This window comes from Methyloversatilis sp. NSM2, from assembly GCF_038066675.1.
GTDB lineage: Bacteria > Pseudomonadota > Gammaproteobacteria > Burkholderiales > Rhodocyclaceae > Methyloversatilis > Methyloversatilis discipulorum_A.
Window position 1 is genome coordinate 384,101 of record NZ_JBBUKV010000004.1, and the last position, 23,776, is coordinate 407,876.

Consider the following 23,776-nt stretch of genomic DNA (forward strand, 5'->3'; position numbering starts at 1 on the left):
GCCCCGCCGGCTTCTTCATTGCCAGACGACCCCGGAATCAGTCGCGTGCGCGGCGACGGGCGGCCGCGCCTATCAGGCCGAGGCCCGCGATCAGCATCGCGTAGGTTTCGGGTTCCGGCACGGCGGCGATCGAGAAGTTGTCGAGCTGCAGCTGGCTGCTGGCCGTGTAGTCGAGCACGTCGACCACGCCGACGCCCAGCGTGACCGAGCCGCTGCCGGTGAACACGTATTCGAAGGTCGACCAGCCGGTGTGGGCGGCGTACGGCGCGTTGCCAGACGGGGTGGCCGAGGCGGCGGTGCCCAGATCGATGCGCTGGCCGTCGATCACGACGAAGGCGTAGTCCAGACCGAAGCCGGTTTCGGCGGTATCGACGGTCGACAGCATCCAGTCGAAGCGCAGACGATCGCCGGCGGTCACGCTGAAGGTGCGCACCAGCGCCGAGCCTTCGGTGGCCTGCGACAGCGCGTCGCCGTCGAGTGCGCCCAGCGGCAGGCTCAGGCCCTGTTCCAGGCCATCGGGCATGCCGACGGCCAGCGGATCGTGGCCCGACAGGTTCAGCGCGAGACCGATGTCGTCTTCGAAAGTCGCGCTGGCGGTGGTCAGTGCGACCGTGCCATTGACGAGGGCGACATCGCCCAGCGCCGTCCAGCCGGACAGGCCGGTGTCGAAGGTGTCGCTGAAGGTGGCGGCGGAGGCAAACGGCGCTGCAAATGACAGTGCGAGCGCGGGGATCAGTGCTTTCAGTTTCATGATTCAGTCCTTGGTCAGTCGGTTTGTCGGGCGGGCCCGCGGTGGCACCCGGGTGGCCCGCCCTCTTTCAGCTCAGTGCAGTGCGTTTCGTGCGCGGGTCACTCAGTAGGCGAAGTTCGCGGCCGCGGCGGCCTGGGCGGCACTGATGCCGCGCAGCACGACCAGGTTGCGGAAGGCGCCCGCTCCGGCGTCGACCTGCACGACCGCGCCAGCGGCGCTGTCGATCACGCGCACCCGGCCATCGGCCAGCGCGTCGGCACCGGCGTAGCCGACCGAAGCGAGCACGCCGCGCAGGTTCAGCCTGTCCTCGCCCGGCACGAAGTCGGTGATGGTGTCCATACCGTCGCGCAGCGAGCGATAGACGAAGGTGTCGGCGCCGCCCTTGCCGGTGATGGTGTCAGCCGCCGCGTTGCCGACGATGAGGTCGTCGCCGTCGGTGCCGGTGATGGCCTGACGGCCACCAGTGCCGCTGACGCGGGTCTTGCGCGCGGTGAGCCACTGCTCCGGCGTCAGTGCGCCTTCGGTGATGCGCACTTCGTTGATGCAGCCGAGGAAGCCGTTGGCGCTGCCGCCGGCCGTGGCGTGACCGCCGATCAGCCAGGGCGTGCCGGCAAAGCCCGCCACGCCGTCGGCCGCCTGCACGTTGCGCAGCACCGGCGCACCGGCCACGTACATCGTGGTGTCACGGCTGACCGGGTCATTGACGATGGCGACGTGCTGCCAAGTATCCAGCATGATTTCACCGGACCAGTTGGTCTTCGAGTTGTAGGTGTTCTCGGTCAGGTAGGCGCACGACTTGGCGGTGCCGGAGATCGGATCGCCGAACACCGCGTTGCTGCACTGGATGCTGCCGGTGGCGGTGCGGGTGTTGAAGCGGCCGTTGGCGCCGTAGCGCACCTGAGCGGTACCGGGGAAGGAGCAGGTCTGGTTCTCGCTGGCGCAGCTCACCCATGCGGCGCCGCCGGTGAAGATGGTGGGCTCCCACTGGAATTCGCGCAGGTTGGACACCGCGAACTGCAGCGTGGACGAGCCCTTCCAGCCGCCGAGGAAACCCTGCAGGTCGCCGCGCGTACCGAAGCGCGACATCACGGTCATCCACTGGTTATTGGCGGCGGTCCAGTCCTTCGAGAACTTGACGATGGCTTCGACGGTATAGCCCTTGCGCAGCATGTCGTCGTTCAGCGGCGCGCCCTGCAGCGTCTGGAAGAAGCTCTGGCGCACGCCCTGGTTCGAGTTGGCGTCGAAGCACACGCTGCCCTTGGCGGCAGACAGCGCGTGGTGGTCGTCCGACCACTTCGCGTGAGCCAGCAGAGCGCCACGTTCGAGCGGCACGCGCACCAGCGGGTTACGGCCGGTCAGATCCTCGACGCGACCGCCGTCCACGACCGCGGTACCGGGCGTGCCGGTGAAGCGCCAGTGGGCCAGCGTGTTCTGGGCGCGTGCGTAGTCATCGGCGTCGAAGGGCTCGACCGGCACGGTCGGCTCGATGTCGTCGTACTCGGCCAGGATGAGTTCGCGCACGGTTTCGACCAGCGGCTCCTCGCGGTTGTCCTGACCGGCGGCGAACTGCGGGTTGAAGCGGCGGAAGCGCTCGGCGAAATTCATCGGAATCGAGAACTCGTTGTTCTCGTCGGTCAGCACCGCGACGTCGAACTGGTTCAGCGTGTTCTGCGGCTTCTGCGGTACCCAGGGCGAGAAGGACAGCGCCCTGATCTGGTTGGCGCCGAGGTCGAATTCGTACACGCGCATGTAGCCGTTGCCGCCCTGATAGGCCATCTGGTAATCGACGACGAACTGCTCGACCTTGTTGCCGAAGTCATTCACGCGCGTGGTGCGGGCCGCGCCGTGGTTGTGGCCGTTGATCACCATGAAGATCTGGTCGTTGTCGCGGATCAGGCGTTCCCACAGCAGTTCGCTGTACGGCGTCTGCTTCGCGGTCTTGCCGTCGCTCTCGATGGCGAGCGCATCGTGCGTGGTGACGATGACCGGCAGCGTCGGGTTGGCGCGCATCACTTCGCGCGCCCAGGCGAAACCGGCGTCCGATACGCGCCACGACAGCGCCAGCACCATGAAGCGCTGACCTTGCGCCTCGAATACGTGGTACTCGTGAAAGCCGCTCGCGTCGCGACCGCCGAAGGTGGCGTTCTGCTGCGCGCGGGTGGTCGGGAACCAGCGCAGATAGGGCTCGTTCGCCAGGTTGCGCTGGGCGTCGGTGCAGTCGCTCTGGCTGCCGTTGTAGCCGCAGCCATTGGTCACGTCGTGGTTGCCGGCGAGGATGGAATACGGCAGTCCGGCCTGCTCCAGCACCTTCATCGCGTTGTCGGCCACGCCCCACTGTGCCGGCTTGTCCTGCTGGTCGACCACGTCGCCCAGATGCACGACGAACGGGATGCCCAGCACGCGCGCGTGCTGCGCCAGCCATTGCGTCTGCGCCATATAGGGTTCGCTGCCGTAGCGGTTCGAGAACTGGCTGCCCTCGGCGGGTGTCGCGTAGCGGGAATAGAACTGGGTGTCGGGCAGGACGGCGAGGCCGAAGCTGGACAGCGCATGGGCCGGCCCGCCCAGCGTCAGCAGGCCGGCCGAGACCAGCGCGGACACGGTGAGTTTCAACGTTGACATGAGTGCTCCAGGAATCTGTTTTTGGGGAATGCGGTTGGCGTCGGCTATGCCGCTAAACGATTCTCAAAAGCACGGATGACTGTGCAATGACTCCATGGCGCGCGATGGCTAGGCCGATCGGCTCATCGATATGCCTGCGGATTAGGTGAGGGGCAGCTGAAATCCGCGTCGGGCGGCGGAACTGCGCAGCGGCGCCTTGCATCGCTCAGGACGAATGCGGCGCGCACCATGGCGACAACTGTGTGCATCGGAAGATCGGCACAGTGTCCCGGCATAGGGTTTGCGGGCCGGCGGCACGTACCGGACCGTGCGCGCGGACCGTCGACAGGCGTTTCGTGCCGATTTGCGCGGCCGCTGTTGCAGGCCGCGAAACTTCAGGGGTTGCAGGGGACTGCTTTGCCGGGAAGGGCCGCGTTGCGCAGCCCTTCCCGAGTTCAGCATGCGTGTGTCAGATCTTCAGCGCCTGCCGGCGACGACGCGCCATCACCGCGATGGCGCCAAGGCCGGCGATCATCATCGCGTAGGTCTCGGGCTCGGGAACGGCCGCGACCGGGTTGGTCAGCGCGAAGCCGAGCTGGGCACCGGCGAGATTCGGAATGCCGAGGAAACTGTTCAGCGCCGCACCGGCGGTGTCCGACAGGAACAGGTTGAGGCCGCTCAGCGTGAACAGCGGAACGTCATTCAGCACGGTACTGCCCACCGTCACCTGACCGAAGATGGTGTCCTGTGCCAGCGTGGTGTCGATCAGAAAGTTCTCGAGATCGACATCGACGCCGCTGCGCGACAGACGCAGGCCGCTGCCGACATGCTCGATCTTGGCGTTGGACAGATCCGGATCGAGAAAACCGCCGGTGATCGGGAACAGTCCGACCGCGTTGCCCGAGGCGTCGAAACTGAGCGAACCGGTGCCCAGGGCGCTGACACCGACCCCGGCGCCGACCAGCGTCGGGGTCGCGGTCAGTACGGTGACGGTGGGGCCGATCGGCGAGACCGGAGTGTTGGCGGATGCGGACAGCGGTGCTGCGGCGAGTGCCGCGAGCGCGGCGGAGACTGCAAGCTTCTTCATCATGGGACTGACGCTCCTGTGGATAGATGGATTGGATTCCGGCGGTGCCGGTGTTGTTGTCTATCCTCCCTGCACACCCGGCCGTCAGCGTCGAAGACCGGGCGCGACTTCGTGAGCGCACGAAGCGTCCCGTAGAGCCGGGCGCTCGCGCTCCGGTTCCCGCGCCGGACGCGCTGTCGGAATTCGCCTACAGCGGCGGCGCGGCGGCCAGGAACAAGCCCTGTGTCGCGGCCTCGGCGTGACTGCGCGACAATGCGGGCCGCGTGCTGCTCCCCCTGAACTGCGCCCCTGCGCCGGACCACGAACCCACCATGACCATCGCCGAACTCTGCATCCTGATCGCCTGCCTGCTGCCCATCGTCTGCGCCTGGATCGCCAAGCAGAAGGGCTTCGGCAAACCGCGCCGCGAGGGCGGATTCGACAATCACAACCCGCGGCAGTGGCTGGCCACGCTGCAGGGTTTGCCGGCGCGGGCGCATGCGGCGCAGATGAACAGCTTCGAGGCGCTGCCCATCTTCATCGCCGGCGTGCTGGTCGCCGAGCGCATGCAGGCCGCGCAGGGCACGATAGACGGCCTGGCGATGGCCTTCATCGCCGCGCGCGTCGCCTATATCGGCGCCTATCTGGCCGATCGCGCGAACCTGCGTTCGCTGCTGTGGGTGCTCGGACTGGGCTGCTGCATCGCGCTGTTCTTCATCGGATAGCTAGGCCAGCGCCTCGCGGCCGAGTACTCAAGGCCGCCCAGCGCCGACGCAAAGAACACACCCGGACCGAGCGGCACCTGCAGCACCGCGGACCGGGCACCGACCTCAGGCCGTGACGCCGTAACGTGCAGCCGGCACATTGGTCGACAGCTGCGGCCTCATCGCCTGCCGCGCCGACTCGTAGCGCTCCCACAGATCGAGTGCGTGCAGCGGCGGAATGGTGATCAGCTCGCCGCGGTCGAAGCCCACTAGCGCGGCATCAACCAGATCGTCCGCACGCATGACGATTTCGCTCGGCAGGTGCTCGACCGGCAGGCCGCCGGTGGCCCAGAAATCGGTCGCGGTCGCACCCGGCAGCACGGCCTGCACGCGGACGCCCGTTTCGGCCAGTTCGTGGTGCAAGGACTGGGTCAGTGCGGTCACATAGGCCTTGCTCGCACCATAGACACCGTTCAGCGTCTCCGGCGCGATGCCGACGACGGACGAAATATTGATGATGGCGCCGCGGGCACGGGCGACGAAGCCGGGTACGGCGGCGTAAGTGAGGCGGGTGAGCGCGGTCACGTTGAGATCTATCAGGCGCTCCATGTCGTCGACATTGCTTTCCAGCAGCGGCGTGTGGGTGCCGACGCCAGCATTGTTCACCAGCAGCGTGATGCTTGCGTCCTGGCGCAGCGTCTGTTCGACCTCGCGCAGGCCGGTGCGGTCGTTCAGATCGGCGACGATCACTTCGACCACGCGCTGCGTGTCGCGGGTGATGCGTCCGGCCAGCGCGTTGAGCCGCTCGCGATTGCGGGCGACCAGAATGAGATCGTAGCCACGACGCGCGAGGCGGTCGGCGTAGAGGGCGCCGATGCCGGACGAAGCGCCGGTGACGAGGGCAGTGCCTTGATGGATGCGGGACATGACGGTTCTCCTGTGCGGTGTGAAGGTGAGGTCATGCTAGGGCCGCTTGTGAATGTCTCAAATGACGTTTATGGTTATATTTTAAGACACCACCTGAAAACGGCCATGCACCACATCGGATTCGTACTGACCGAAGGCTTCCAGCTCATGTCGCTGGCCACCCAGGCCGTGTTCGAGTTCGCCAACATCGTGACCGGCAAGCCCTTCTACGCGCTGGAGAACTACTCGGTCACCGGCGGCAACGTGCGTTCGTCCGGCGGGCTGCAGGTGGCGACCCGCGCACTCGATGCGGACAGCCGCGCCGACACCTGGATGCTGTCAGGCGTCATCAACCCGCTCGACCAGCCTGTGCCGGCAGCGCTGCGCGACTTCGTGCGCGGCGCCGGCCGTCACGCACGGCGCGTCGCCGGCGTGTGCACCGGCGCCTTCGTGCTGGCCGAGGCCGGCCTGCTCGACGGCCGGCGCGCCACCACGCACTGGGCCTTCGCGCGCGAGATGCAGAAGCGCTTTCCGGACATCCGGATGGAGGACGACCGCATCTTCGTCATCGACGGTCCGGTATGGACCTCGGCCGGCATGACGGCCGGCCTCGATCTGGCGCTGGCCATGGTCGAAAAGGACCTGGGCGAGGAGGTGGCGCGCTCGGTGGCACACAAGCTGGTGATGCACCAGCGCCGTTCGGGCGGCCAGACCCAGCACTCGGAAATGCTCGATCTGGCGCCCAAGTCCGACCGCATCCAGAGCGCGCTCGACTACGCGCGCCGTAACCTGAACCGCCCTCTTTCGGTCGAGGAACTGGCCGAGGCGGTGCACCTGAGCCCGCGCCAGTTCAGCCGCGTATTCACGGCCGAAACCGGTCAGTCGCCGGCGAAGGCGGTCGAAGGACTGCGGCTGGAGGCAGCGCGCCTGATGATCGAACAGAGCCGCCACCCGCTGGACGTGATTGCACGCGAAACCGGTTTCCGCGACCGCCGCCACATGCGCGAAGCCTTCATGCGCGGTTTCGGCGTGCCGCCAGCGGCCGTGCGGCGCGGCACGCGGGCTGCGGCGTAAGCGCGCAGCGGCGCCGTCTCATTCGAGTTAGATCACGATCTTGCCGCGCGCCTCGCCCGAACGCAGCCGCGCATGCGCGGCCTCGACGTCGCCCAGCGTGAAGCGGCAGTCGTCACGCCGCACACGCAGTTCGCCGGCCGCGGCCATGCGCGCCGCCTCGGCGAGAATGGCGCCATGGTGGGCGCGCCCTTTGCCGGTCAGCAGCGGCAGCAGCGTGAACACGCCCGAATAGCTGGCCGCGCGGAAGGACAGTGGCGCCAGCGCGTGCGTGCCCCAGCCCAGGCAGCTCACCACGTGTCCGCCATAGGTGCGCACTGCCGCGAACGAGGCATCCAGCGTCGCGCCGCCAACCGTGTCGTACACGACGTCAAACCCTTCGCCTGCCGTGTGTTCGCCCACATAGTCGGCGACCGCACTGTGGCGGTAGTCGATGGGCACGGCACCCAGGCGCCGCGTCGCTTCCATGTCGCGTGCCGACACCGTTGCATGGACGCGCGCGCCGCGCGCAACGGCGATCTGCACCGCCACGTGACCAACGCCGCCCGCACCGCCATGAATCAGCACGCGGTCACCCCGCTTCACCCGGGCGCGGTCAACCAGCCCCTCCCACGCGGTGATGAAGACCAGCGGCAGCGCCGCCGCATCCGCCATCGACAGCGCCGCCGGCTTGAGCGCCAGCAGATCGGCGTCGACGGCCTGATACTCGGCCAGTGTGCCGGGCACGCCGCCGACGCCGCCGGTCATGCCGAACACCGCATCGCCCGGGCGGAAGCGCGTCACGCCCTCACCCACGGCCAGCACGGTGCCGGCCATGTCCATGCCCAGAACGGCCGGCAGCGGATGTCGCGCGTGCGCCGCCTTGCCGGCACGTATCTTGGTGTCGAGCGGATTGACGCCGCTGGCGGCGATCTTCACCAGCACCTCGCCGGGCGCCGGCTGCGGCCGTAGCTGCTGGCGACGAACGAAGGGGCCATCGATGGCTTCGACGGTGAGAACCTGCATGGTGGGGGTGTGGGCGTACATGGCGTTCGCTTCGCGGTCGTTGAAAGTGGCCCATTCTTTTCCATGCACCGACGCATGTACATTCAATAAAATGAACATCTTCCATTCAGAATTGCATGGGCCGTAGCCGACATGGAGTGGAGAGACCTGAAGATATTCCTCGCCATCGCCCGGGCCGGAACGCTCGGCGGCGCCGCGCGCCTGACCGGGCAGACGCAGCCGACGATGGGCCGGCGCCTGCGGGCGTTCGAAACCGCTGTCGGCCACACGCTGTTCCAGCGCACCAGCGACGGTCTGGTGCTCACCGATGCCGGGTCAACGGTGCTGAGTCATGCGGTCCGGGTGGAAGAGGACATACTCGCACTGGAACGTGCGCTGGCCGGTAGCGCCGGCGTGCTGGAAGGTCTGCTGCGGATTTCGTCGTCGGACTGGTTCGGCGCGCATGTGCTGAGTCCGCTCATTGCGAGCTTCCGTCAGACGCATCCGGGCGTTTCGGTCGAACTGGTCACCGACAGCCGCCTGTTCAGCCTCGCCCGACGGGAAGCCGATCTGGTGTTCCGCATCACGCCGTTCGACGAGCCCGACATCGTCCAGCGCCGGCTGATGCGCCTCGACTACGCGGTCTATGCCGCGCCGCAGGTGCCGGTGCCGGTGGCCGGCGATGGATCCGGCTGCGTGCTGATCACGATGGACAGCGCCTTCGCCGACATTCCTGACGCGCTGTGGCTGCGCCGGCAGCTGCCCCGCGCCCGCATCGGTTTTGCCAGCAACAGCAGGGAAGCGCAGGCCACGCAGTGCGGTGCAGGCGCCGGTATCGCGGTGCTGCCCTGCCTGCTCGGCGATCGCGTAGCCCACCTGCGTCGCATCGATCTGGGCGAAACTCCACCGGGCCGTGACGTCTTCATCGGCTATCACCGTGACCTGCGCCATCTGACGCGGCTACGCGCCTTCATCGACCACGTCTCCGCACAACTTGGCGTGCAGGAGAGTGCGCCGTAAGGGAGCGGCGCGGCTCAGCGCCGACGCCCGCGACCGGGCACGGGCGCCGGCTTGTCCGGCAGGCCGAGTGCCGCACGCGACAGTCGGTCCGCGTCGCGATTGCGGTGGCGCGGCACCCATCTGAGTTCGACCGCGTCGAAGCTCGCCAGCACGGCGTCGACACCCTGGAGCCGGTCACGCAGGACATCGACCGCCGTCTGTTTCTCGCCTTTCAGGTGGCGCACGACGAAGTCGCTGTCGCCGGTGACGAGCAGCCGGCGGGCGCCTTCGGCGTGGGCGCGGTCGAGCGCCACGCGCAGCGCCTCGAGTTCGGCTTCGTTGCTGCAGCCGTGGCGGCTGCCGGGTCGGGACAGTTCGATCCGCCGGCCGTCGGGCGCGATGATGAGCGCACCCAGGCCGAGGCGGCCCGGATTCGGCAGCGCGCAGCCGTCGAACCACAGTTGCCAGAGGTCGGCATCGGCTTGTCCGGCGTGCGGATCGGGGGGTGAGGACACGGTGTGGCGGGGCAGTGCAAAGCCCGATGTTGCCACGTGCGGCGCAGGTCCATGCAGCTGCGTGGCGACCGGGCCGGCTTCCCCTATAATCCGCCCTCCCCCAACCGGCCGGATGCCGGAATTCTGGAGACGCACATGGGCTTTCTCGCCGGCAAGAAAATTCTGATCACCGGACTGCTGTCCAACCGTTCGATCGCCTACGGCATCGCCCAGGCCTGTCACCGTGAAGGCGCCGAACTGGCCTTCACCTACGTGAGCGACCGCTTCGTCGACCGCGTGGCCAAGATGGCCGCGGAGTTCGGTTCCGACATCGTGCTGCCCTGTGACGTCAGTGACGACGCGCAGATCACCGGCCTGTTCGACGAACTGGCGAAGAAGTGGGACGGGCTGGACGGCCTGGTGCACTCGATCGCTTTCGCGCCGGGCGAAGCGCTGGACGGCGATTTCCTCGACGGTCTGTCGCGCGAAGCCTTCCGCACCGCGCACGAAGTGAGCGCCTACAGCTTCCCGGCGCTGGCCAAGGCCGCGCGCCCGATGATGCAGGGCCGCAATGGTTCGGTGCTGACGCTTTCCTACCTGGGCGCGGTGCGCGCACTGCCCAACTACAACGTGATGGGTCTCGCCAAGGCCAGCCTGGAGGCGTCGGTGCGCTACCTCGCGGCCAGCCTCGGCCCGCAGGGCATCCGTGCCAACGCGGTGTCGGCGGGTCCGATCAAGACGCTGGCCGCTTCCGGCATCGGCAACTTCGGCAAGCTGCTGGCCTATAACGAAAAGAACGCACCGCTGCGCCGCAACGTGACCATCCAGGAAGTGGGCAACGTCGCCGCCTTCCTGCTGTCCGACCTCGCCAGCGGCGTGACCGGCGAAATCACCTATGTGGACGCCGGCTTCAGCCAGACCGCACTGACCGCAGTGGATTGATCCGTTCGCTGCGGCCGGACGGCCGCAGCGTCACATCCCGCCTGTATCCTTCTTGCATCCGGGGGCGCCCGCCCCCATCTTCGTCCGGGTCAAACCGGTCACTGGAGGCAGGAAATGCGCAAGTTGTGGATGTCTTTGCTCGCTCTTCTCACCGTCACGCTGCTGTCCGGCTGCGGCTACAACACGCTGCAGTCGGGTGACGAGCAGGTCAAGGCCGCCTGGGCCGAGGTGCTGAACCAGTACCAGCGCCGTGCCGACCTGATTCCCAATCTGGTCAATACGGTCAAGGGTTTCGCCGAGCAGGAGAAGGAAGTGCTCACCCGCGTGACCGAGGCGCGCTCGCGCGTCGGTGCCATCCAGGCGACACCCGAACTGCTGAACGATCCGCAGGCCTTCGAAAGATTCCAGGCTGCCCAGGGCGAACTGTCGGGCGCGCTGTCGCGCCTGCTGGTGGTGACCGAGAACTACCCGGACCTGAAGTCCGACGCCAATTTCCGCGATCTGCAGGCGCAGCTCGAAGGCACCGAGAACCGCATCGCCGTCGCCCGCAACCGCTACATCAAGGCGGTGCAGGAGTACAACGTGACGGTGCGCTCCTTCCCGAGCAACCTGACCGCGATGATGTTCGGTCATCAGGTGAAGCCAGGTTTCACGGTCGAGAACGAGGCCGCGATATCGCGTCCGCCCACGGTCGATTTCGGCGGTGCGGCGCCGAAGCCGGCGCAATAGATAGATGAACTGGATGCGTGCCCTGCGCGCCGGCCTCGGCGCGCTGTTCCTCGTCGCCACCAGCGCCTTCGCGCAGCTCGCGGTGCCGCCGGTCGCCCGCGTGAGCGACCAGACGGCGACGCTGAGCGGTGCCGACATCGCCGCGCTGGAGCGCACGCTGCAGGACTTCGAACAGCGCAAGGGCAGCCAGATCGCCGTGCTGGTCGTGCCGAGCACGGCGCCGGAGACGGTCGAGCAGTACGCGCTGCGCGTGGCCGAGACGTGGAAGCTCGGGCGCAAGGGCGTCGATGACGGCGCCCTGCTGCTGGTGGCCAAGGACGACCGGGCACTGCGCATCGAGGTCGGCTACGGGCTGGAGGGCGCGCTGACCGACATCGCGGCCAAGCGCATCGTGTCCGACGTGATCGTGCCCCACTTCCGCCAGGGCGATTTCGCCGGCGGCATCCGCGCCGGCGTGGATCGCATGATAGGCGTCATCGACGGTGAGCCGTTGCCCGAACCATCGCGCGCCGCGGCGGGCGGGGACGGCGGGATCGAACAGTACGCGCCCATGCTTTTCATCGTCGCCCTAGGCCTTGGCGGCGTCCTGCGCGCCATGCTGGGTCGGCTGCCGGGCGCACTGACGACCGGCGGTGTGGTCGGATTCATCGCCTGGATCGTGGTCGGGCTGCTGCCGATCGCCATCCTCGCCGGCATCGCCGCGCTGCTGATCACGCTGTTCGGCGGCGGTCGCGGCATCGGCGGCTTCGGTGGCGGGGGTGGTTTCGGTCACGGCGGCGGAGGCGGCTTCGGCGGCGGAGGTGGTGGATTCGGAGGCGGCGGCGCCTCGGGACGGTGGTGACATGATCGGACGTTTCTTCAGACATCTGTTCGCCCTGCCCTGGGCGCTGCGCCGCGCCTTGCCGGCGCGTACGCTGGAGGCGATCGAGCTGGCGATCGAGGCAAGCGAAGCGCGCCATGCCGGTGAACTGCGCTTCGTCGTCGAGAACGCACTGCACCCGCTCGCGGTGCTGCGTGGCCAGAGCGGGCGCGAGCGCGCGATCGAGGTGTTCTCGGCACTGCGCGTCTGGGACACCGAACACAACAGTGGCGTGCTCATCTATCTGTTGATGGCCGATCACGACATCGAAATCGTGGTCGATCGCGGCGTGCGCGCCCGCGTGCCGGACGCGCACTGGACGGCCTTGTGCTCCGAACTGGAGACGCGTTTCCGCCGCGGCGAATTCCACGACGGCGCACTGCATTGCGTGCAGGCGATCACCACGACGCTGGCGCAGCATTTTCCGGGCACGGGCGCAAAGAAGAACGAACTGCCGGACCGCGTTCTTGTCCTGTAAGGTCCGGGGCCGCTGTCACGGGGCCCCAACGCGGAGAGCGTCTTGCTGAAGTTTTTCGAAACACGGATCGATCCCTACCCCGCCGGCCAGCCGCCGACGCCACCGCACGACCTGTTCGCCTTCCTCTGGTCATGCACGCAGGGCATGCGCGGCTATATCGCGGCGATGACGGTGTGCACTGCGCTGATCGGCGTGTTCGAAGCAATGCTGTTCGCCATGCTGGGCGACATCGTCGACTGGCTGGGCAAAACGGAACCGGCCCGGCTGTGGGCGCAGGAGGGCGACACGCTGCTGCTGCTCGCCGGCATCCTGATCGCCAGCCCGCTGGTGATTGCGCTGCAGACCCTGATCAAACACCAGGCGCTGGCCGGCAGTTTCCCGATGCGACTGCGCTGGAATTTCCACCGCCACATGCTCGGCCAGAGCATGAGCTTCTACCAGGACGAATTCGCCGGCCGCGTCGCCGCCAAGGTGATGCAGACCGCGCTGGCGGTGCGCGACACCTGGATGATCGTGGCCGACATCCTGGTGTTCATCATCATCTACTTCGTCACCATGGTGACCGTGGTGGGCGGCTTCGACCTCACGCTGCTGCTGCCTTTCGGCGGCTGGCTCGCGCTGTATGTGGGCGCGATGGTGTATTTCGTGCCGCGTCTGGGCAAGGTGGCGCAGTCGCAGGCCGACGCGCGCTCGCTGATGACCGGTCGCATTACCGACGCCTATACCAATATCGCGACGGTGAAGCTGTTCTCGCATACCGACCGCGAGTCGGATTACGCACGCGAGGCGATGCGCGAATTCATGCGCCCGGTCAATGCGCAGTTCAGGCTGGTCACCGGTTTCGAGGTGGTGAATCACATCCTGAGCATGGCGCTGATCGCATCGACCGCCGGCATGACCCTGTGGCTGTGGATACAGGGTCAGGTCGGCGTCGGCGCGGTGGCGGCCGCGACCGCGATGGCGCTGCGGCTGAACGGCATTTCGCACTGGGTGATGTGGGAACTGGCGTCGCTGTTCGAACAGGTGGGCACCGTGCGCGACGGCATCAATACGCTGTCGCGCGCGCAGTTGGTGGTGGATCGGCCCGGCGCGCAGCCGCTGCACGTGACGCGCGGCGACATCCGCATCGAGGACGTCACCTTCAACTACGAAAAGCCGCGCGGCCAGGACGGTGGCGCGGTCATCGACCGGCTCACGCTGCACATCCGCCCGGGCGAAAAGATAGGCGTGGTCGGCCGCTCGGGTGCCGGCAAGACCACGCTGATCAACCTGCTGCTGCGCTTCCACGACCTGCCGTCCGGCCGCATCCTGATCGACGGGCAGAACATCGCGAACGCCACCCAGGACAGCCTGCGCGCGCAGATCGGCATGGTGACCCAGGACACTTCGCTGCTGCACCGCTCAGTGCGCGACAACATCCTGTACGGCCGGCCGGACGCGACCGACGCCGACATGATCGCGGCCGCCAGACGCGCCGAGGCGCACGACTTCATCATGGGTCTGGTCGACCCGAAGGGCCGCCGCGGTTACGACGCCCACGTCGGCGAACGCGGCGTCAAGCTGTCCGGCGGCCAGCGGCAGCGCATCGCCATCGCCCGCGTGATGCTGAAGGACGCGCCCATCCTGCTGCTCGACGAAGCGACCAGCGCGCTCGACTCCGAGGTCGAGGCGGCCATCCAGACCAGTCTTTACCGGCTGATGGAAGGCAAGACCGTGGTGGCGATCGCCCACCGGCTGTCGACCATCGCGGCGATGGACAGGCTGATCGTGATGGACCGCGGTCGCGTCGTCGAAGAAGGCGACCACCGCAGCCTGCTGGCCTGCGGCGGGCTGTACGCCCGGCTGTGGGCACACCAGAGCGGCGGTTTCCTCGGTGCCGAGGTGGACGCCGAGGTAGACGAAGACCCGGCGCAGCCGGTCGAGGTCTGACTCAGGCGGCGCGGCGGTCGGGGAAGGCAATCACCTCGGCCCGCCGACGCCGCTCGACGCGCGGCGGCACCGCCTGCAGCGTCGCACCATCGTTGTCCGCATTGCCGCCGGCCGCCTGCCAGGCGACGGCCGCGGCGAGCTGCGTTTCCCACGAAATGAGGTAGAACTGCCCGTGCTCGATCAGTTCGAGCGGCGGGATGAATTCGGATTCGAGTGCGTTCGGCAGAAACGGCAGATCGGCGATATGTGACATGGACCATCCCCCTCGTTGTGGATGTCTGAACTCCAACAATGCAGGCAGCATGACACGGCTGCTTGACGGAAAGATTTCAGTCTAGGAAGTCGACGCGGGGATTTCCTGTCGCAGTGCAACGAAAACGTCGATTGCGGGAACCGGTCCCGGGACTGCGCGCTGCCGGCTGCAGATCCGGGGCACTCCCTGTGGGGCGCGGCCTTGGCCGCGACGCGGCCGCTGCGGTCCGCAGGCTTCGATCAAGGCAGCTGTCGGGGTCAGAAGCCCCCTCCCACAGAACCCGGTTCCGCCCGCAGGTCGCGCGCGCCCCCTGTGGGAGCGGCCTTGGCCGCGACGCGGCCGCTGCGGTCCGCGGGCTTCGCTTCAGGCCGCCATCGCGAGCAAGCTCGCTCCCACAAAAGCCCGGCCGCGGCGGCTGCGGTCTGCCGGCTTGAATTCAGGCCGCTGTCGCGGTCGCCGAGACGCTCATGCAAGACAGCGACGCCGGGCAAAAAAAAGCCCTGCACGATGGCAGGGCCTCTTTCGTCCGCCGACCGCCCGAGCGCGCGGTCGGATCGGGCTGCTTACTTCACGCGGTTCTTGTACTCGCCGGTGCGGGTGTCGATTTCGATCTTGTCGCCGATATCGCAGAACAGCGGCACCGCCACTTCGTAGCCGGTGTTGATCTTGGCCGGCTTGAGCACCTTGCCCGAGGTGTCGCCCTTGACGCCCGGCTCGGTGTAGATGATTTCACGCACGACCGAGTTCGGCAGTTCGACCGAAATGGCGCGGCCTTCGTAGAACACGACTTCGCAGGCCATGCCGTCTTCGATGTAGTTCAGCGCGTCGCCCATGTTCTCGGCTTCGACTTCGTACTGGTTGTAGTCGGCATCCATGAAGGTGTAGAGCGGATCGGCGAAGTACGAGTAGGTGACTTCGCGACGCTCCAGGATGACCACGTCGAACTTGTCGTCGGCCTTGTAGACCGTCTCCTGACCGGAGCCGGTCAGCAGGTTCTTCATCTTCATCTTGACGACGGCGGCGTTGCGGCCCGACTTGTTGTATTCGGCCTTGAGTACGACCATGGCGTCGTTGCCAATTTTCACGACGTTGCCGGCGCGCAGTTCCTGAGCGGTTTTCATGCAGTGTTCCTGTGGGGTTGAGGCCGCCATGCGAACCTTTGCAACCCCTGTTGCAACGCCCGTCGCGGCAAACCCGGCATTATATAGGTGTCTGATTAAACAACACAAGCTGGGTTGCGAGGTCGCTTGTGGCCGCTAGCCGCGTCGCCCAGTCCCGTGCGTGCGCGGTCAGCAGCGGCAGGTCGGCAAGCGCCGCCAGCCAGTCTGCCGGTGCGATCGCCGCCCCGCCGCTCCAGCCGTGATGCAGTACGCGCAAGCGTGCTGCCGGCGCCGGGTCGAGGCCGGCCGAATAGCGGTCGAGAAAGGCATCGAGCTTGGTCAGATGCGCCCCCTCGTCCTGCGGATAGATGTGCCACAGCAGCGGACGGGCCGCCCACTGCGCGCGGACGAATGAATCCTCGCCGCGCACGATGTTCAGATCGCAGTGCCAGAGCAGTGCGTCGTAGTCGTCCTGGTCCATGAAAGGCAGCGCGCAGATCCGCAGCGCGCCGCGTCGCACTTCGTCGCCAGCGACCAGCGGCCGCGCCAGCACGCCGGCCAGCGCGATCAGCGCCCTGCCCTCAGGCACCCAGAGCTGGGTCGGCTGAGCGCGTGCAGCCAGCGCGTCGACCAGGGGCGACATCGACGGGCTCTCGTAGCTGAACAGCGACACCTGGAGCGCTCCGGGCTGCGGCCGCATGCCGACACGCGCCCAGGTCGCCTGCTGCAGCGCGGCATCCGCGCGCCAGGCGTCGCGTCGAGTGAACAGGTCGCGCTCGCGCAACAGGCCGCCGGTGCGCGCGCTGAAACCGGGGAAGAAAAAGTGCTTGGTCAGGCCGGTCGCCGGGTCCTGCGAGGCGAGGCCGTGACAGCCGTCCGCCCATTCCTCGGCGGTCAGGTATTCGAGATTGATCCAGCGCGGCGGCACCGCCAACGCCGCCATCGCCGCGACGAGGGCCGGCGGCAGATGGCAGGCGAAGGCTTCGATGACGCAATGTGCGGGTTCGCAGTCGGGCAGCTCATCGGTCCAGTGCCTCAACTCGACGCCCGGCTCGTCGGCGCCCTGCGGCTTGATCCGCGCCAGCGCCTGTGGCGCGTCCATCCAAAGCCTTACCGTCCAGCCGTGCTCGCGCGCCAGCGTGCGAGCGAGGCGCCAGCACACGCCGGCATCGCCGAAGTTGTCGACGACGCGGCAGAACAGATCGCAATCCGGGCGTGGCAGGTGCTGCATCGTTGAGGAATCTTCACAAAGAGGGTGCGACATGCCTTCAAGTCCGCGAGTCAAACGTCGTAATCAGCAGAGCAGCAGCGATCAACCACCGTCAAACAGTATCAGGAGTCCCGTCATGTCCATGCCGCGCCCGACGTCCGAAACACTGGGTTTTCGCCATCATCGCCGTCCGCTGAAGTCCGACGAGCGCATTCCGGCCATGCCGAGCCTGCTTGACCAGATCGCGCAGATCAACGCGATGACGATGGTGGCCGAGGCCGATGGTGACGCCGACAACGACAGCTGGCAGGGCGCCGACGGCGACGAGGACGACGACGGGAGCTGAGGCTCGCCGATGAGCGCCCTGCGCAGCTTGCAGACAGACACAAGCTTCATGGCGCCACCTCTTCAGTAGGCGGCGTGCGGAGCCGTTAACAGGTCATCGTCCACAGGACCTGACACATGCGCGACGCGTCGAACGCCACCCTGGAGGGCTGGGTCGCTTTCATGAGCGACAAGCCCCTGCCGGTACTTGCCCGCACCACCCGCGAACTGGCTCTGTTGCGGGAGGCCGAAAACACGGTCAGTGCCCGCACCATCGCCCAGGTCATCCTGCATGACCCGCTGATGACGCTGCGCGTCCTCGCCTTCATCGAAGCGAAGCGCGGCCGCAGCCAGCATACCGACATCACGACCATTGAGCGGGCGTTGATGATGATAGGCATCACGCCCTTCTTCAATCATTTCGAGTCGATGCCCACGCTGGAAGAGCACCTGCGCGATCATCAGCAGGCACTGCTCGGCGTCATGCGCGTGATCGCGCGGGCGCGCAAGGCGTCGGGCTGGGCGCGCGAGTGGGCACTGATGCGCCACGACATCGACGTCGACGAGATCACCGTCGCCACGCTGCTTCACGACGTGGCGGAAATCCTCTGCTGGGTGTTCGCGCCGAAGCTGTCGCTGAAGCTGCGCGACCTGCTGCGCGCCAATCCGACGATGCGCACGGCGGCCGCGCAGAAGGTGGTGTTCAACGTGACTTCGCACGACCTGCAGCTGGCGCTGGCCAAGAGCTGGCGACTGCCCGCGCTGCTGGTCGAACTGATGGGTGGTTCCGCCCACCCGTCGCCGCGCGTGCGCAACGTGCAGTACGCGGTCAATCTGGCCCGTCACAGCGCCAAGGGCTGGGACGACCCGGCGTTGCCGGACGATTTCAAGGACATCGAGGAGCTGTTGCGGATCAGCCACGAAACGCTGCTCGGCCGCCTGGGTCTGCCGATGGATGGCTCGCCGCCGCCGACGCTCCCCGATCACGCCGCCCCGGACGCGGACTGACGCCCCGCCTGACGCCACCACAACGACAAAGGCCACCCGCGGGTGGCCTTTGTCGTTCACGTGCGGCGTGCCGCAGAAGCCGCGATCAGCCGCGACGGCGGCGCAGCGCGCCGACCCCGGCCAGCGCCGCGGCGATCAGCGCCAGCGAACCGGGCTCGGGCACATTGATGTCCGTACGCGCCTGGGTGCCGATGAACAGCTTCTCGTCACCGCCGTTCAGCGCGTACCGGTCGAAACAGTTGCCGACGTCCTGGTTCTGACGCGGCGCTTCCCGCACGGTACCGAAGCCGTCCTCGCTGCCACAGCCGAGGCGATAGTCGACATGGATCGCGTAGTCGCTCAGGTCGCCGCCGAGCAGGCTGGCAATCAGTGCGTCGAGCTCGGTCATCACGATGGCGTAGGCAGCGCGATCACCGCCCAGGTTGTGCTCGACCTTGCGGTCGTAGGGGCCGGCGCAATCGACGATGACTTCACCGCCCGGCACCGTTGCCAGACAGACCGGACCGCCGGAGCGCACGAAATCGGCGAGCACCGGTTCGACACGACCTGCTTCGGTCAGCGCGCCGGGCGCGGTGTACAGATCTGAGCCGCCGAGAATGATGCCGGAGCCACCCGAGCCGTCGAAGGTGGGCAGACCGCCGTAAACCGACACGCCATCCTGGTCGAAGTCATTGCTCAGGTCGAAGCGGCCGAGGATGGTGCCCGTGCTGATCTGCGACACCTCGACGCGCATCCACGCCGCCAGACTGGCGCGGTCCTCGCCGGAGCCGATTTCGTTGTTGGCGAAGAAGAACACGATCGAGTTCTCGTCGAAGTTCAGTTCGGCATTGAGCGCCGACAGGCTGGCATCCCACCAGCCGGAACGGTCCCAGCTGCCGTCGAGCACACCAGCCAGACTGTTGGGTTCGTTTGCGGCCGTGGTGCGGAAGCCTTCGGTGGTGTTTGCCTGCGGGGTATCGAAGGCGTCGTCGACACCGGGCGTACCATTGCTTGTCTGGCCGTTGGCGCCCAGACCGAGCTTGGTAAAGATGTCGATCTGGCCCGGCCCGGCCATCACTTCAAGACCGGAAATCGGCAGCGAATAGGAACGGGCATCGCCGTAGGTGACCCAACCGACGTTCTCGAGATCAACGGTCGGTGCGGCGTGTGCGGCGTTGATGCCGGCAAGGGCCGCAGTCAGTGCGGCGAGGCGAACCTTCTTGCGGAAGGGGATGGCCATGATCTGTCTCCTGGGTTCTTGTCACGACGGCAAGGGATATTTTCCCGAGTGGTCACCCGCCGTTTAGCAAGTCACGTTCCAGAAAAACAGGGTGTTACACAAAACTGAAATATATGAAGTTTTTTACCTATCCTGGATAGCGCCGTTCGCCGGCCCATGAACTGTAAATAAATTCGACAGAAACCGGGCTCAGCGACGCGATTCCAGTTCTTCCCAGCGCAGCATCGCGGCGTCGATTTCTGCGGCCAGCGCGCCCAGCCGGGTCGACACGACGGCCGCTTCGGGACCCGCCAGTGCGCCGCTGGACAGCCGTGCGGTCAGCGTGGTCTGTTCATCCTCCAGCGCAGCGATACGGTCGGGCAAGCTGTCGAGTTCCTTCTGTTCCTTGAAGCTGAGCTTGCTCTTCGGCGCCGCGGCCGGCTTGTCGGTCTTGACCGGCGCAGCCGCGGGCGCTGGCGGCGCTGATCTTGCCGGCGTGGCGGCGGGCGACGCCGGCGCGGCCGGGCGCTGGGCGATCCAGTCGCTGTAGCCGCCGACGTATTCGCGCCAGCGACCGTCGCCCTCATACGCGATGGTCTGCGTCACGACGGCGTCGAGGAAGGCGCGGTCGTGCGACACCAGCAGCACCGTGCCGTCGTAGTCCTGCAGCAGCTGTTCGAGCAGGTCCAGCGTTTCCATGTCGAGGTCGTTGGTCGGCTCGTCCAGCACCAGCACGTTGGCCGGTCGCGCGAACAATCGCGCAAGCAGCAGCCGGTTGCGCTCGCCGCCGGACAGCGACTCGACCTTGGCGCGCGCGCGCTGAGGCGGGAACAGGAAGTCGCCGAGATAGCCGATCACGTGCGTGCGCTTGCCGCCGATCTCGACGAAATCCGAACCCGGGCTGATCACTTCGGCCAGTGTGGCCGATTCGTCGAGCTGGGTGCGGAACTGGTCGAAGTAGGCGACCTGGATGCGGCTGCCGGTGCGCACACGCCCTTCGTCCGCCTCCAGCTGGCCGAGGATGAGCTTGAGCAGCGTGGTCTTGCCGGCGCCGTTCGGGCCGATCAGGCCCACCTTGTCGCCGCGCACGATGCGGGTCGAGAAGTCGCGCACGATGGGGCGATCGCCGAAACGCTTGCTCACGCCTTCGAGCTCGGCCACCAGTTCGCCCGAGGCCTCGCCGCGATCCAGTCCGATACGCGCGCGTCCCATCTGTTCGCGCCGCGCCTCGCGCCGTGCACGCAGTTCGTCGAGCCGCTTTACACGGAACTGGGCCCGCGTGCGGCGCGCCTCGACCCCCTTGCGTATCCACACCTCCTCCTGCGCCAGCAGCTTGTCGGCCCGTGCCGATTCGAGCGCCTCGGCCGCCAGTTCGTCCGCCTTGCGCGCGACGTACTGCGCGTAGCGGCCGGGGTAGCTGCGTAGCAGGCCGCGGTCCAGTTCGATGATGCGGGTGGCAAAGCTGTCGAGGAAGCGGCGGTCGTGCGTGATGACCAGGCTGGCGCCGCGGAAATCGTTGAGCAGCGCTTCCAGCCAGGCGATGCCGTCGAGGTCGAGGTGGTTGGTCGGTTCGTCCAGCAGCAGCATGTCCGGCTCGGCGACCAGCGCGCGCGCCAGCGCCACGCGCTTGAGCATGCCGCCGGACAGTGATTCCACGGTCGCGTCGCCCGGCAGGTTGAGCCGGACCAGCGCCTGTTCGATGCGCTGCTCGAAACGCCAGGCCTGATGGTGCTCCAGCGCGTCCTGCAGTTCGGCCATGCGGTCGAGCTTGCTCTCGTCGCCGTGCGCGACCGCCTCGGCCACGTCGTGATAGTCGATCAGCAGTTGCGACAGCTCGCCCAGGCCCTGCGCGATGGCATCGAACACGCGGGCACCGGCGGCGAACTGCGGCTCCTGCGCAACGTAGGCGATCTTCGTGCCGGGCTGACGCCAGACGATGCCGTCGTCGAGTGCCGCATCGCCTGCGAGGATTTTCAGCAGGCTGGACTTGCCAGTGCCGTTGCGGCCGATCAGCGCCAGCCGCTCGCCCGGTTCGACCACCAGTGCGGTGTGGTCCAGCAGTGGCAGGTCGCCGAAGGCAAGGCAGGCATTGTCGAGGGTGATCAGCGGCATGGTGGGCGGCGTGCGAGGGCGGTTCGGAGGCGGGCGCGCAGTATACGCCCTGCCCCGGCGGTGACTCAGCCCAGGCGCGGCACCGCTTGCGGCCGGCAGGCAAACAGCGCGCCGCCCAGCGCCGCCTGCAGCAGACCGAACACGCCGTAGATCAGCGCCACGGCGACCGCCTGCGCGGCCGGCACGCCGAAGGCGGCGAGTACCGCCGCCGCCGCCGCTTCGCGCGTACCCCAGCCGCCGACGCTGACCGGCAGCGCCGCCATCAGGAAGATCGGCGCCGCCACCGTCGCCCACACGGCCGGCGACAGGTCGAGCCCGAGCGCCCGGCCGCCGCAGGCAAGCGCGGCGATGGACAGCGCCTGCACGAGGAGCGAAGCGCCCATCTGCAGCGCGTACTGCGGCAGCACCCGCGGACGCCGCAATCGCGACTGCACGCGCGCCAGCGCGGCGAACGCGCGAGCGCCGCTGATAGGCCACGCAATCATGAGCAGTGGCGCGGTGAGCAGCAGCACGGCCGCCACCGCGCACGACAGGTCGATCCAGACAGCCGGCAGCGGCAGTGGGAGTGCGATGGAGGATGCAGCGAACGGCAATGCGCCGGCACCGAGTGCGAGCAGCACCCACAGGCCGCTGCCGCGGTCCAGCAGCACCGACAGGCCGGCGTCGAGTGTCGGCAGACCGGCCTGACGCAGCGCCAGCGCGCGATACAGATCGCCGCCGACGACGGCCCCCGGAAGCAGCGCGTTCAGCGCCATCGCACGGAAGTAGGCGAGCAGCGCGAACGAGGGGCTGACGGCCGCACCGAGCCAGGCGGTGAGCGCACGCCAGCGCAGCGCGGAGGCGACGTTCGACAGCAGCGCCGCGACCAGGCCGAGCAGCAGCCAGTCGCGGTCGGTTTGCCGCAGCGTCGCGATCAGCGCAGCGGGTTCCGCCACGTGGATGACCGCAGCCAGCAGCGCGCCGGCTGCGGCGAGGCGCAGCGCGGCGCCGCGCGTCATCGCGCCTCCGGCTCCTGCGCGTGGTACTGCGGCCGGCCGCGGCCTTCGTGATAGATGCGGATGAGCAGTTCGCCGATCAGGCCGGCAACGATGAGCTGCACGCCCATCAGCAGCAGCATGACGCCGGCCATCAGCAGCGGCCGGCCGGCGATGTCGTGGCCGAACAGCTTGAGCAGCCCCATCCAGCAAAGGACGGCGGCACCGGGTGTGGCCAGCCACAGGCCGAGCGCCCCAAACGCGTGCAGCGGACGCTGGCGGTAGCGCATGAAAAAGACGATGAGCACCAGGTCGAGGATGACGCGGAAGGTGCGGTCGATGCCGTACTTCGACACGCCGCGCGTGCGCGCGTGGTGACGCACCGGCACTTCGGCGATGCGCGCACCGGCGTCGCGCGCCAGCGACGGGATGAAGCGGTGCAGTTCGCCGTACAGCCGGATGCGGTCGATGATGTCCCGCCGGTAGGCCTTCAGCGCACAGCCGTAGTCGTGCAGATGCACGCCGGTCGAGGCGGAAATGAGCTTGTTGGCGATGAGCGACGGCAGGCGGCGCGACAGCGCCTTGTCCTGCCGCTGCTGGCGCCAGCCGGAAATCATGTCGACGTCGGGATCCGTGTCGAGGCGGTCGAGCATCGCCGGAATGTCCAGCGGGTCGTTCTGCAGATCGCCGTCGAGCGTGACGACGTAGCGACCGCGCACACGGTCGAAGCCGGCCTGCAGCGCGCTCGACTGACCGTAGTTGCGCACCAGAAGCACCGGCCGCAGCCACGGGCGTTCGGCCACCAGCCGCGTCAGCAGCGCGCCGCTGCCGTCGCGCGAGCCGTCGTCGACGACGATCAACTCGAAGCGGCGGCCGGTCGGGGCCAGTGCGGCGTGGATGCGATCGACCAGATCGCCGAGATTGTCGAATTCGTTGAACACCGGCACGACGACGGACACCTCCGGCGCCTCGGCGGTGGCGCGCGCCGGCAACTCCGGCTGGGCGAATTCGAGAACCTGGGGCATGGGCGGACGATCCGGCATGAAGAGCCGTCATCGTGCAGCGCCGCGGTTAACGCCAAATTAAA

The 23,776-nt window shown here is 67.6% G+C and carries 23 protein-coding genes; 10 read left to right on the forward strand and 13 right to left on the reverse strand.

The window, feature by feature from the left end:
- Positions 1–37: 37 nt before the first annotated feature.
- From WJU27_RS09515 to WJU27_RS09525, 3 genes are all read right to left on the reverse strand, one after another.
- Positions 38–751: a PEPxxWA-CTERM sorting domain-containing protein gene (locus tag WJU27_RS09515; RefSeq protein WP_341421965.1), complete on the reverse strand. Its 714-nt coding sequence runs from the start codon at positions 749–751 to the stop codon at positions 38–40.
- A 102-nt stretch (positions 752–853) separates the two neighbouring features.
- Positions 854–3,370 carry a LamG-like jellyroll fold domain-containing protein gene (locus WJU27_RS09520; RefSeq protein ID WP_341421966.1) on the reverse strand — a complete coding sequence of 839 codons (2,517 nt, stop codon included), beginning with the start codon at positions 3,368–3,370 and terminating at the stop codon, positions 854–856.
- Positions 3,371–3,818: 448 nt separating this feature from the next.
- Positions 3,819–4,439: a PEP-CTERM sorting domain-containing protein gene (locus tag WJU27_RS09525; RefSeq protein ID WP_341421967.1), complete on the reverse strand. Its 621-nt coding sequence runs from the start codon at positions 4,437–4,439 to the stop codon at positions 3,819–3,821.
- Positions 4,440–4,747: 308 nt separating this feature from the next.
- Here WJU27_RS09525 and WJU27_RS09530 point away from each other — a divergent pair, with 308 nt between their 5' ends.
- Positions 4,748–5,140 (forward strand): MAPEG family protein, encoded by a 393-nt coding sequence (locus WJU27_RS09530; protein ID WP_341421968.1) that lies wholly within the window; start codon positions 4,748–4,750, stop codon positions 5,138–5,140.
- Between the two features lie 105 nt (positions 5,141–5,245).
- Here the strand turns inward: WJU27_RS09530 and WJU27_RS09535 are convergent, their stop codons facing one another.
- A complete protein-coding gene (locus WJU27_RS09535; RefSeq protein WP_341421969.1) occupies positions 5,246–6,046 on the reverse strand; it encodes an SDR family NAD(P)-dependent oxidoreductase in 801 nt (266 codons plus the stop codon).
- A 105-nt stretch (positions 6,047–6,151) separates the two neighbouring features.
- On the opposite strand from WJU27_RS09535, the gene WJU27_RS09540 reads away from it, so the two are divergent.
- A complete protein-coding gene (locus WJU27_RS09540) occupies positions 6,152–7,099 on the forward strand; it encodes a GlxA family transcriptional regulator (RefSeq protein WP_341421970.1) in 948 nt (315 codons plus the stop codon).
- A 27-nt stretch (positions 7,100–7,126) separates the two neighbouring features.
- Here the strand turns inward: WJU27_RS09540 and WJU27_RS09545 are convergent, their stop codons facing one another.
- The gene (locus WJU27_RS09545) at positions 7,127–8,122 is read right to left on the reverse strand and encodes a zinc-dependent alcohol dehydrogenase family protein (RefSeq protein ID WP_341421971.1); all 996 of its coding nucleotides are present in this window, start codon (positions 8,120–8,122) and stop codon (positions 7,127–7,129) included.
- Positions 8,123–8,233: 111 nt separating this feature from the next.
- On the opposite strand from WJU27_RS09545, the gene WJU27_RS09550 reads away from it, so the two are divergent.
- Entirely contained in the window at positions 8,234–9,100 is an 867-nt protein-coding gene (locus tag WJU27_RS09550) for a LysR family transcriptional regulator (RefSeq protein ID WP_341421972.1), read from the forward strand.
- 14 nt (positions 9,101–9,114) lie between these two features.
- On the opposite strand, the gene WJU27_RS09555 is transcribed toward WJU27_RS09550, so the two are convergent.
- Entirely contained in the window at positions 9,115–9,594 is a 480-nt protein-coding gene (locus tag WJU27_RS09555) for a ribonuclease HI family protein (RefSeq protein WP_051091702.1), read from the reverse strand.
- Positions 9,595–9,729: 135 nt separating this feature from the next.
- On the opposite strand from WJU27_RS09555, the gene fabI reads away from it, so the two are divergent.
- The 5 genes from fabI (at position 9,730) to WJU27_RS09580 (ending at position 14,510) form a co-directional block, all read left to right on the forward strand.
- A complete protein-coding gene (gene fabI / locus WJU27_RS09560) occupies positions 9,730–10,515 on the forward strand; it encodes an enoyl-ACP reductase FabI (protein WP_020163980.1) in 786 nt (261 codons plus the stop codon).
- 114 nt (positions 10,516–10,629) lie between these two features.
- Positions 10,630–11,244, forward strand: coding sequence for a LemA family protein (locus WJU27_RS09565; RefSeq protein WP_296810101.1), 615 nt, complete (start codon positions 10,630–10,632; stop codon positions 11,242–11,244).
- Between the two features lie 4 nt (positions 11,245–11,248).
- The gene (locus WJU27_RS09570) at positions 11,249–12,085 is read left to right on the forward strand and encodes a TPM domain-containing protein (protein ID WP_341421973.1); all 837 of its coding nucleotides are present in this window, start codon (positions 11,249–11,251) and stop codon (positions 12,083–12,085) included.
- 1 nt (position 12,086) lies between these two features.
- Entirely contained in the window at positions 12,087–12,581 is a 495-nt protein-coding gene (locus WJU27_RS09575; protein WP_020163977.1) for a TPM domain-containing protein, read from the forward strand.
- Positions 12,582–12,623: 42 nt separating this feature from the next.
- Complete coding sequence (locus WJU27_RS09580; RefSeq protein WP_341421974.1) at positions 12,624–14,510, forward strand: ABC transporter ATP-binding protein; 1,887 nt, start codon at positions 12,624–12,626, stop codon at positions 14,508–14,510.
- A 1-nt stretch (position 14,511) separates the two neighbouring features.
- Here the strand turns inward: WJU27_RS09580 and WJU27_RS09585 are convergent, their stop codons facing one another.
- The 3 genes from WJU27_RS09585 to earP all read right to left on the reverse strand — a co-directional run bounded on the left by WJU27_RS09585 (position 14,512) and on the right by earP (position 17,094).
- The gene (locus WJU27_RS09585) at positions 14,512–14,763 is read right to left on the reverse strand and encodes a hypothetical protein (RefSeq protein ID WP_020163975.1); all 252 of its coding nucleotides are present in this window, start codon (positions 14,761–14,763) and stop codon (positions 14,512–14,514) included.
- Positions 14,764–15,326: 563 nt separating this feature from the next.
- Entirely contained in the window at positions 15,327–15,884 is a 558-nt protein-coding gene (gene efp, locus WJU27_RS09590) for an elongation factor P (protein WP_019918995.1), read from the reverse strand.
- A gap of 79 nt (positions 15,885–15,963) precedes the next feature.
- Positions 15,964–17,094 carry an elongation factor P maturation arginine rhamnosyltransferase EarP gene (gene earP, locus WJU27_RS09595; protein WP_341421975.1) on the reverse strand — a complete coding sequence of 377 codons (1,131 nt, stop codon included), beginning with the start codon at positions 17,092–17,094 and terminating at the stop codon, positions 15,964–15,966.
- Positions 17,095–17,209: 115 nt separating this feature from the next.
- Between earP and WJU27_RS09600 the strand changes: the two genes are divergently transcribed.
- Both WJU27_RS09600 and WJU27_RS09605 read left to right on the forward strand, forming a co-directional pair.
- Positions 17,210–17,419 carry a hypothetical protein gene (locus WJU27_RS09600; RefSeq protein ID WP_341421976.1) on the forward strand — a complete coding sequence of 70 codons (210 nt, stop codon included), beginning with the start codon at positions 17,210–17,212 and terminating at the stop codon, positions 17,417–17,419.
- A gap of 116 nt (positions 17,420–17,535) precedes the next feature.
- The gene (locus WJU27_RS09605) at positions 17,536–18,405 is read left to right on the forward strand and encodes an HDOD domain-containing protein (protein WP_341421977.1); all 870 of its coding nucleotides are present in this window, start codon (positions 17,536–17,538) and stop codon (positions 18,403–18,405) included.
- An 85-nt stretch (positions 18,406–18,490) separates the two neighbouring features.
- Here WJU27_RS09605 and WJU27_RS09610 read toward each other — a convergent pair whose 3' ends face one another.
- From WJU27_RS09610 to WJU27_RS09625, 4 genes are all read right to left on the reverse strand, one after another.
- Positions 18,491–19,624 (reverse strand): PEP-CTERM sorting domain-containing protein, encoded by a 1,134-nt coding sequence (locus WJU27_RS09610; RefSeq protein WP_341421978.1) that lies wholly within the window; start codon positions 19,622–19,624, stop codon positions 18,491–18,493.
- A gap of 189 nt (positions 19,625–19,813) precedes the next feature.
- Positions 19,814–21,715, reverse strand: coding sequence for an ATP-binding cassette domain-containing protein (locus WJU27_RS09615; RefSeq protein ID WP_341421979.1), 1,902 nt, complete (start codon positions 21,713–21,715; stop codon positions 19,814–19,816).
- Between the two features lie 65 nt (positions 21,716–21,780).
- Complete coding sequence (locus WJU27_RS09620; protein ID WP_341421980.1) at positions 21,781–22,713, reverse strand: lysylphosphatidylglycerol synthase transmembrane domain-containing protein; 933 nt, start codon at positions 22,711–22,713, stop codon at positions 21,781–21,783.
- A complete protein-coding gene (locus tag WJU27_RS09625) occupies positions 22,710–23,714 on the reverse strand; it encodes a glycosyltransferase family 2 protein (protein WP_341421981.1) in 1,005 nt (334 codons plus the stop codon). Before WJU27_RS09625 ends, WJU27_RS09620 begins: the two co-directional genes overlap by 4 nt.
- Positions 23,715–23,776 lie beyond the last annotated feature (62 nt).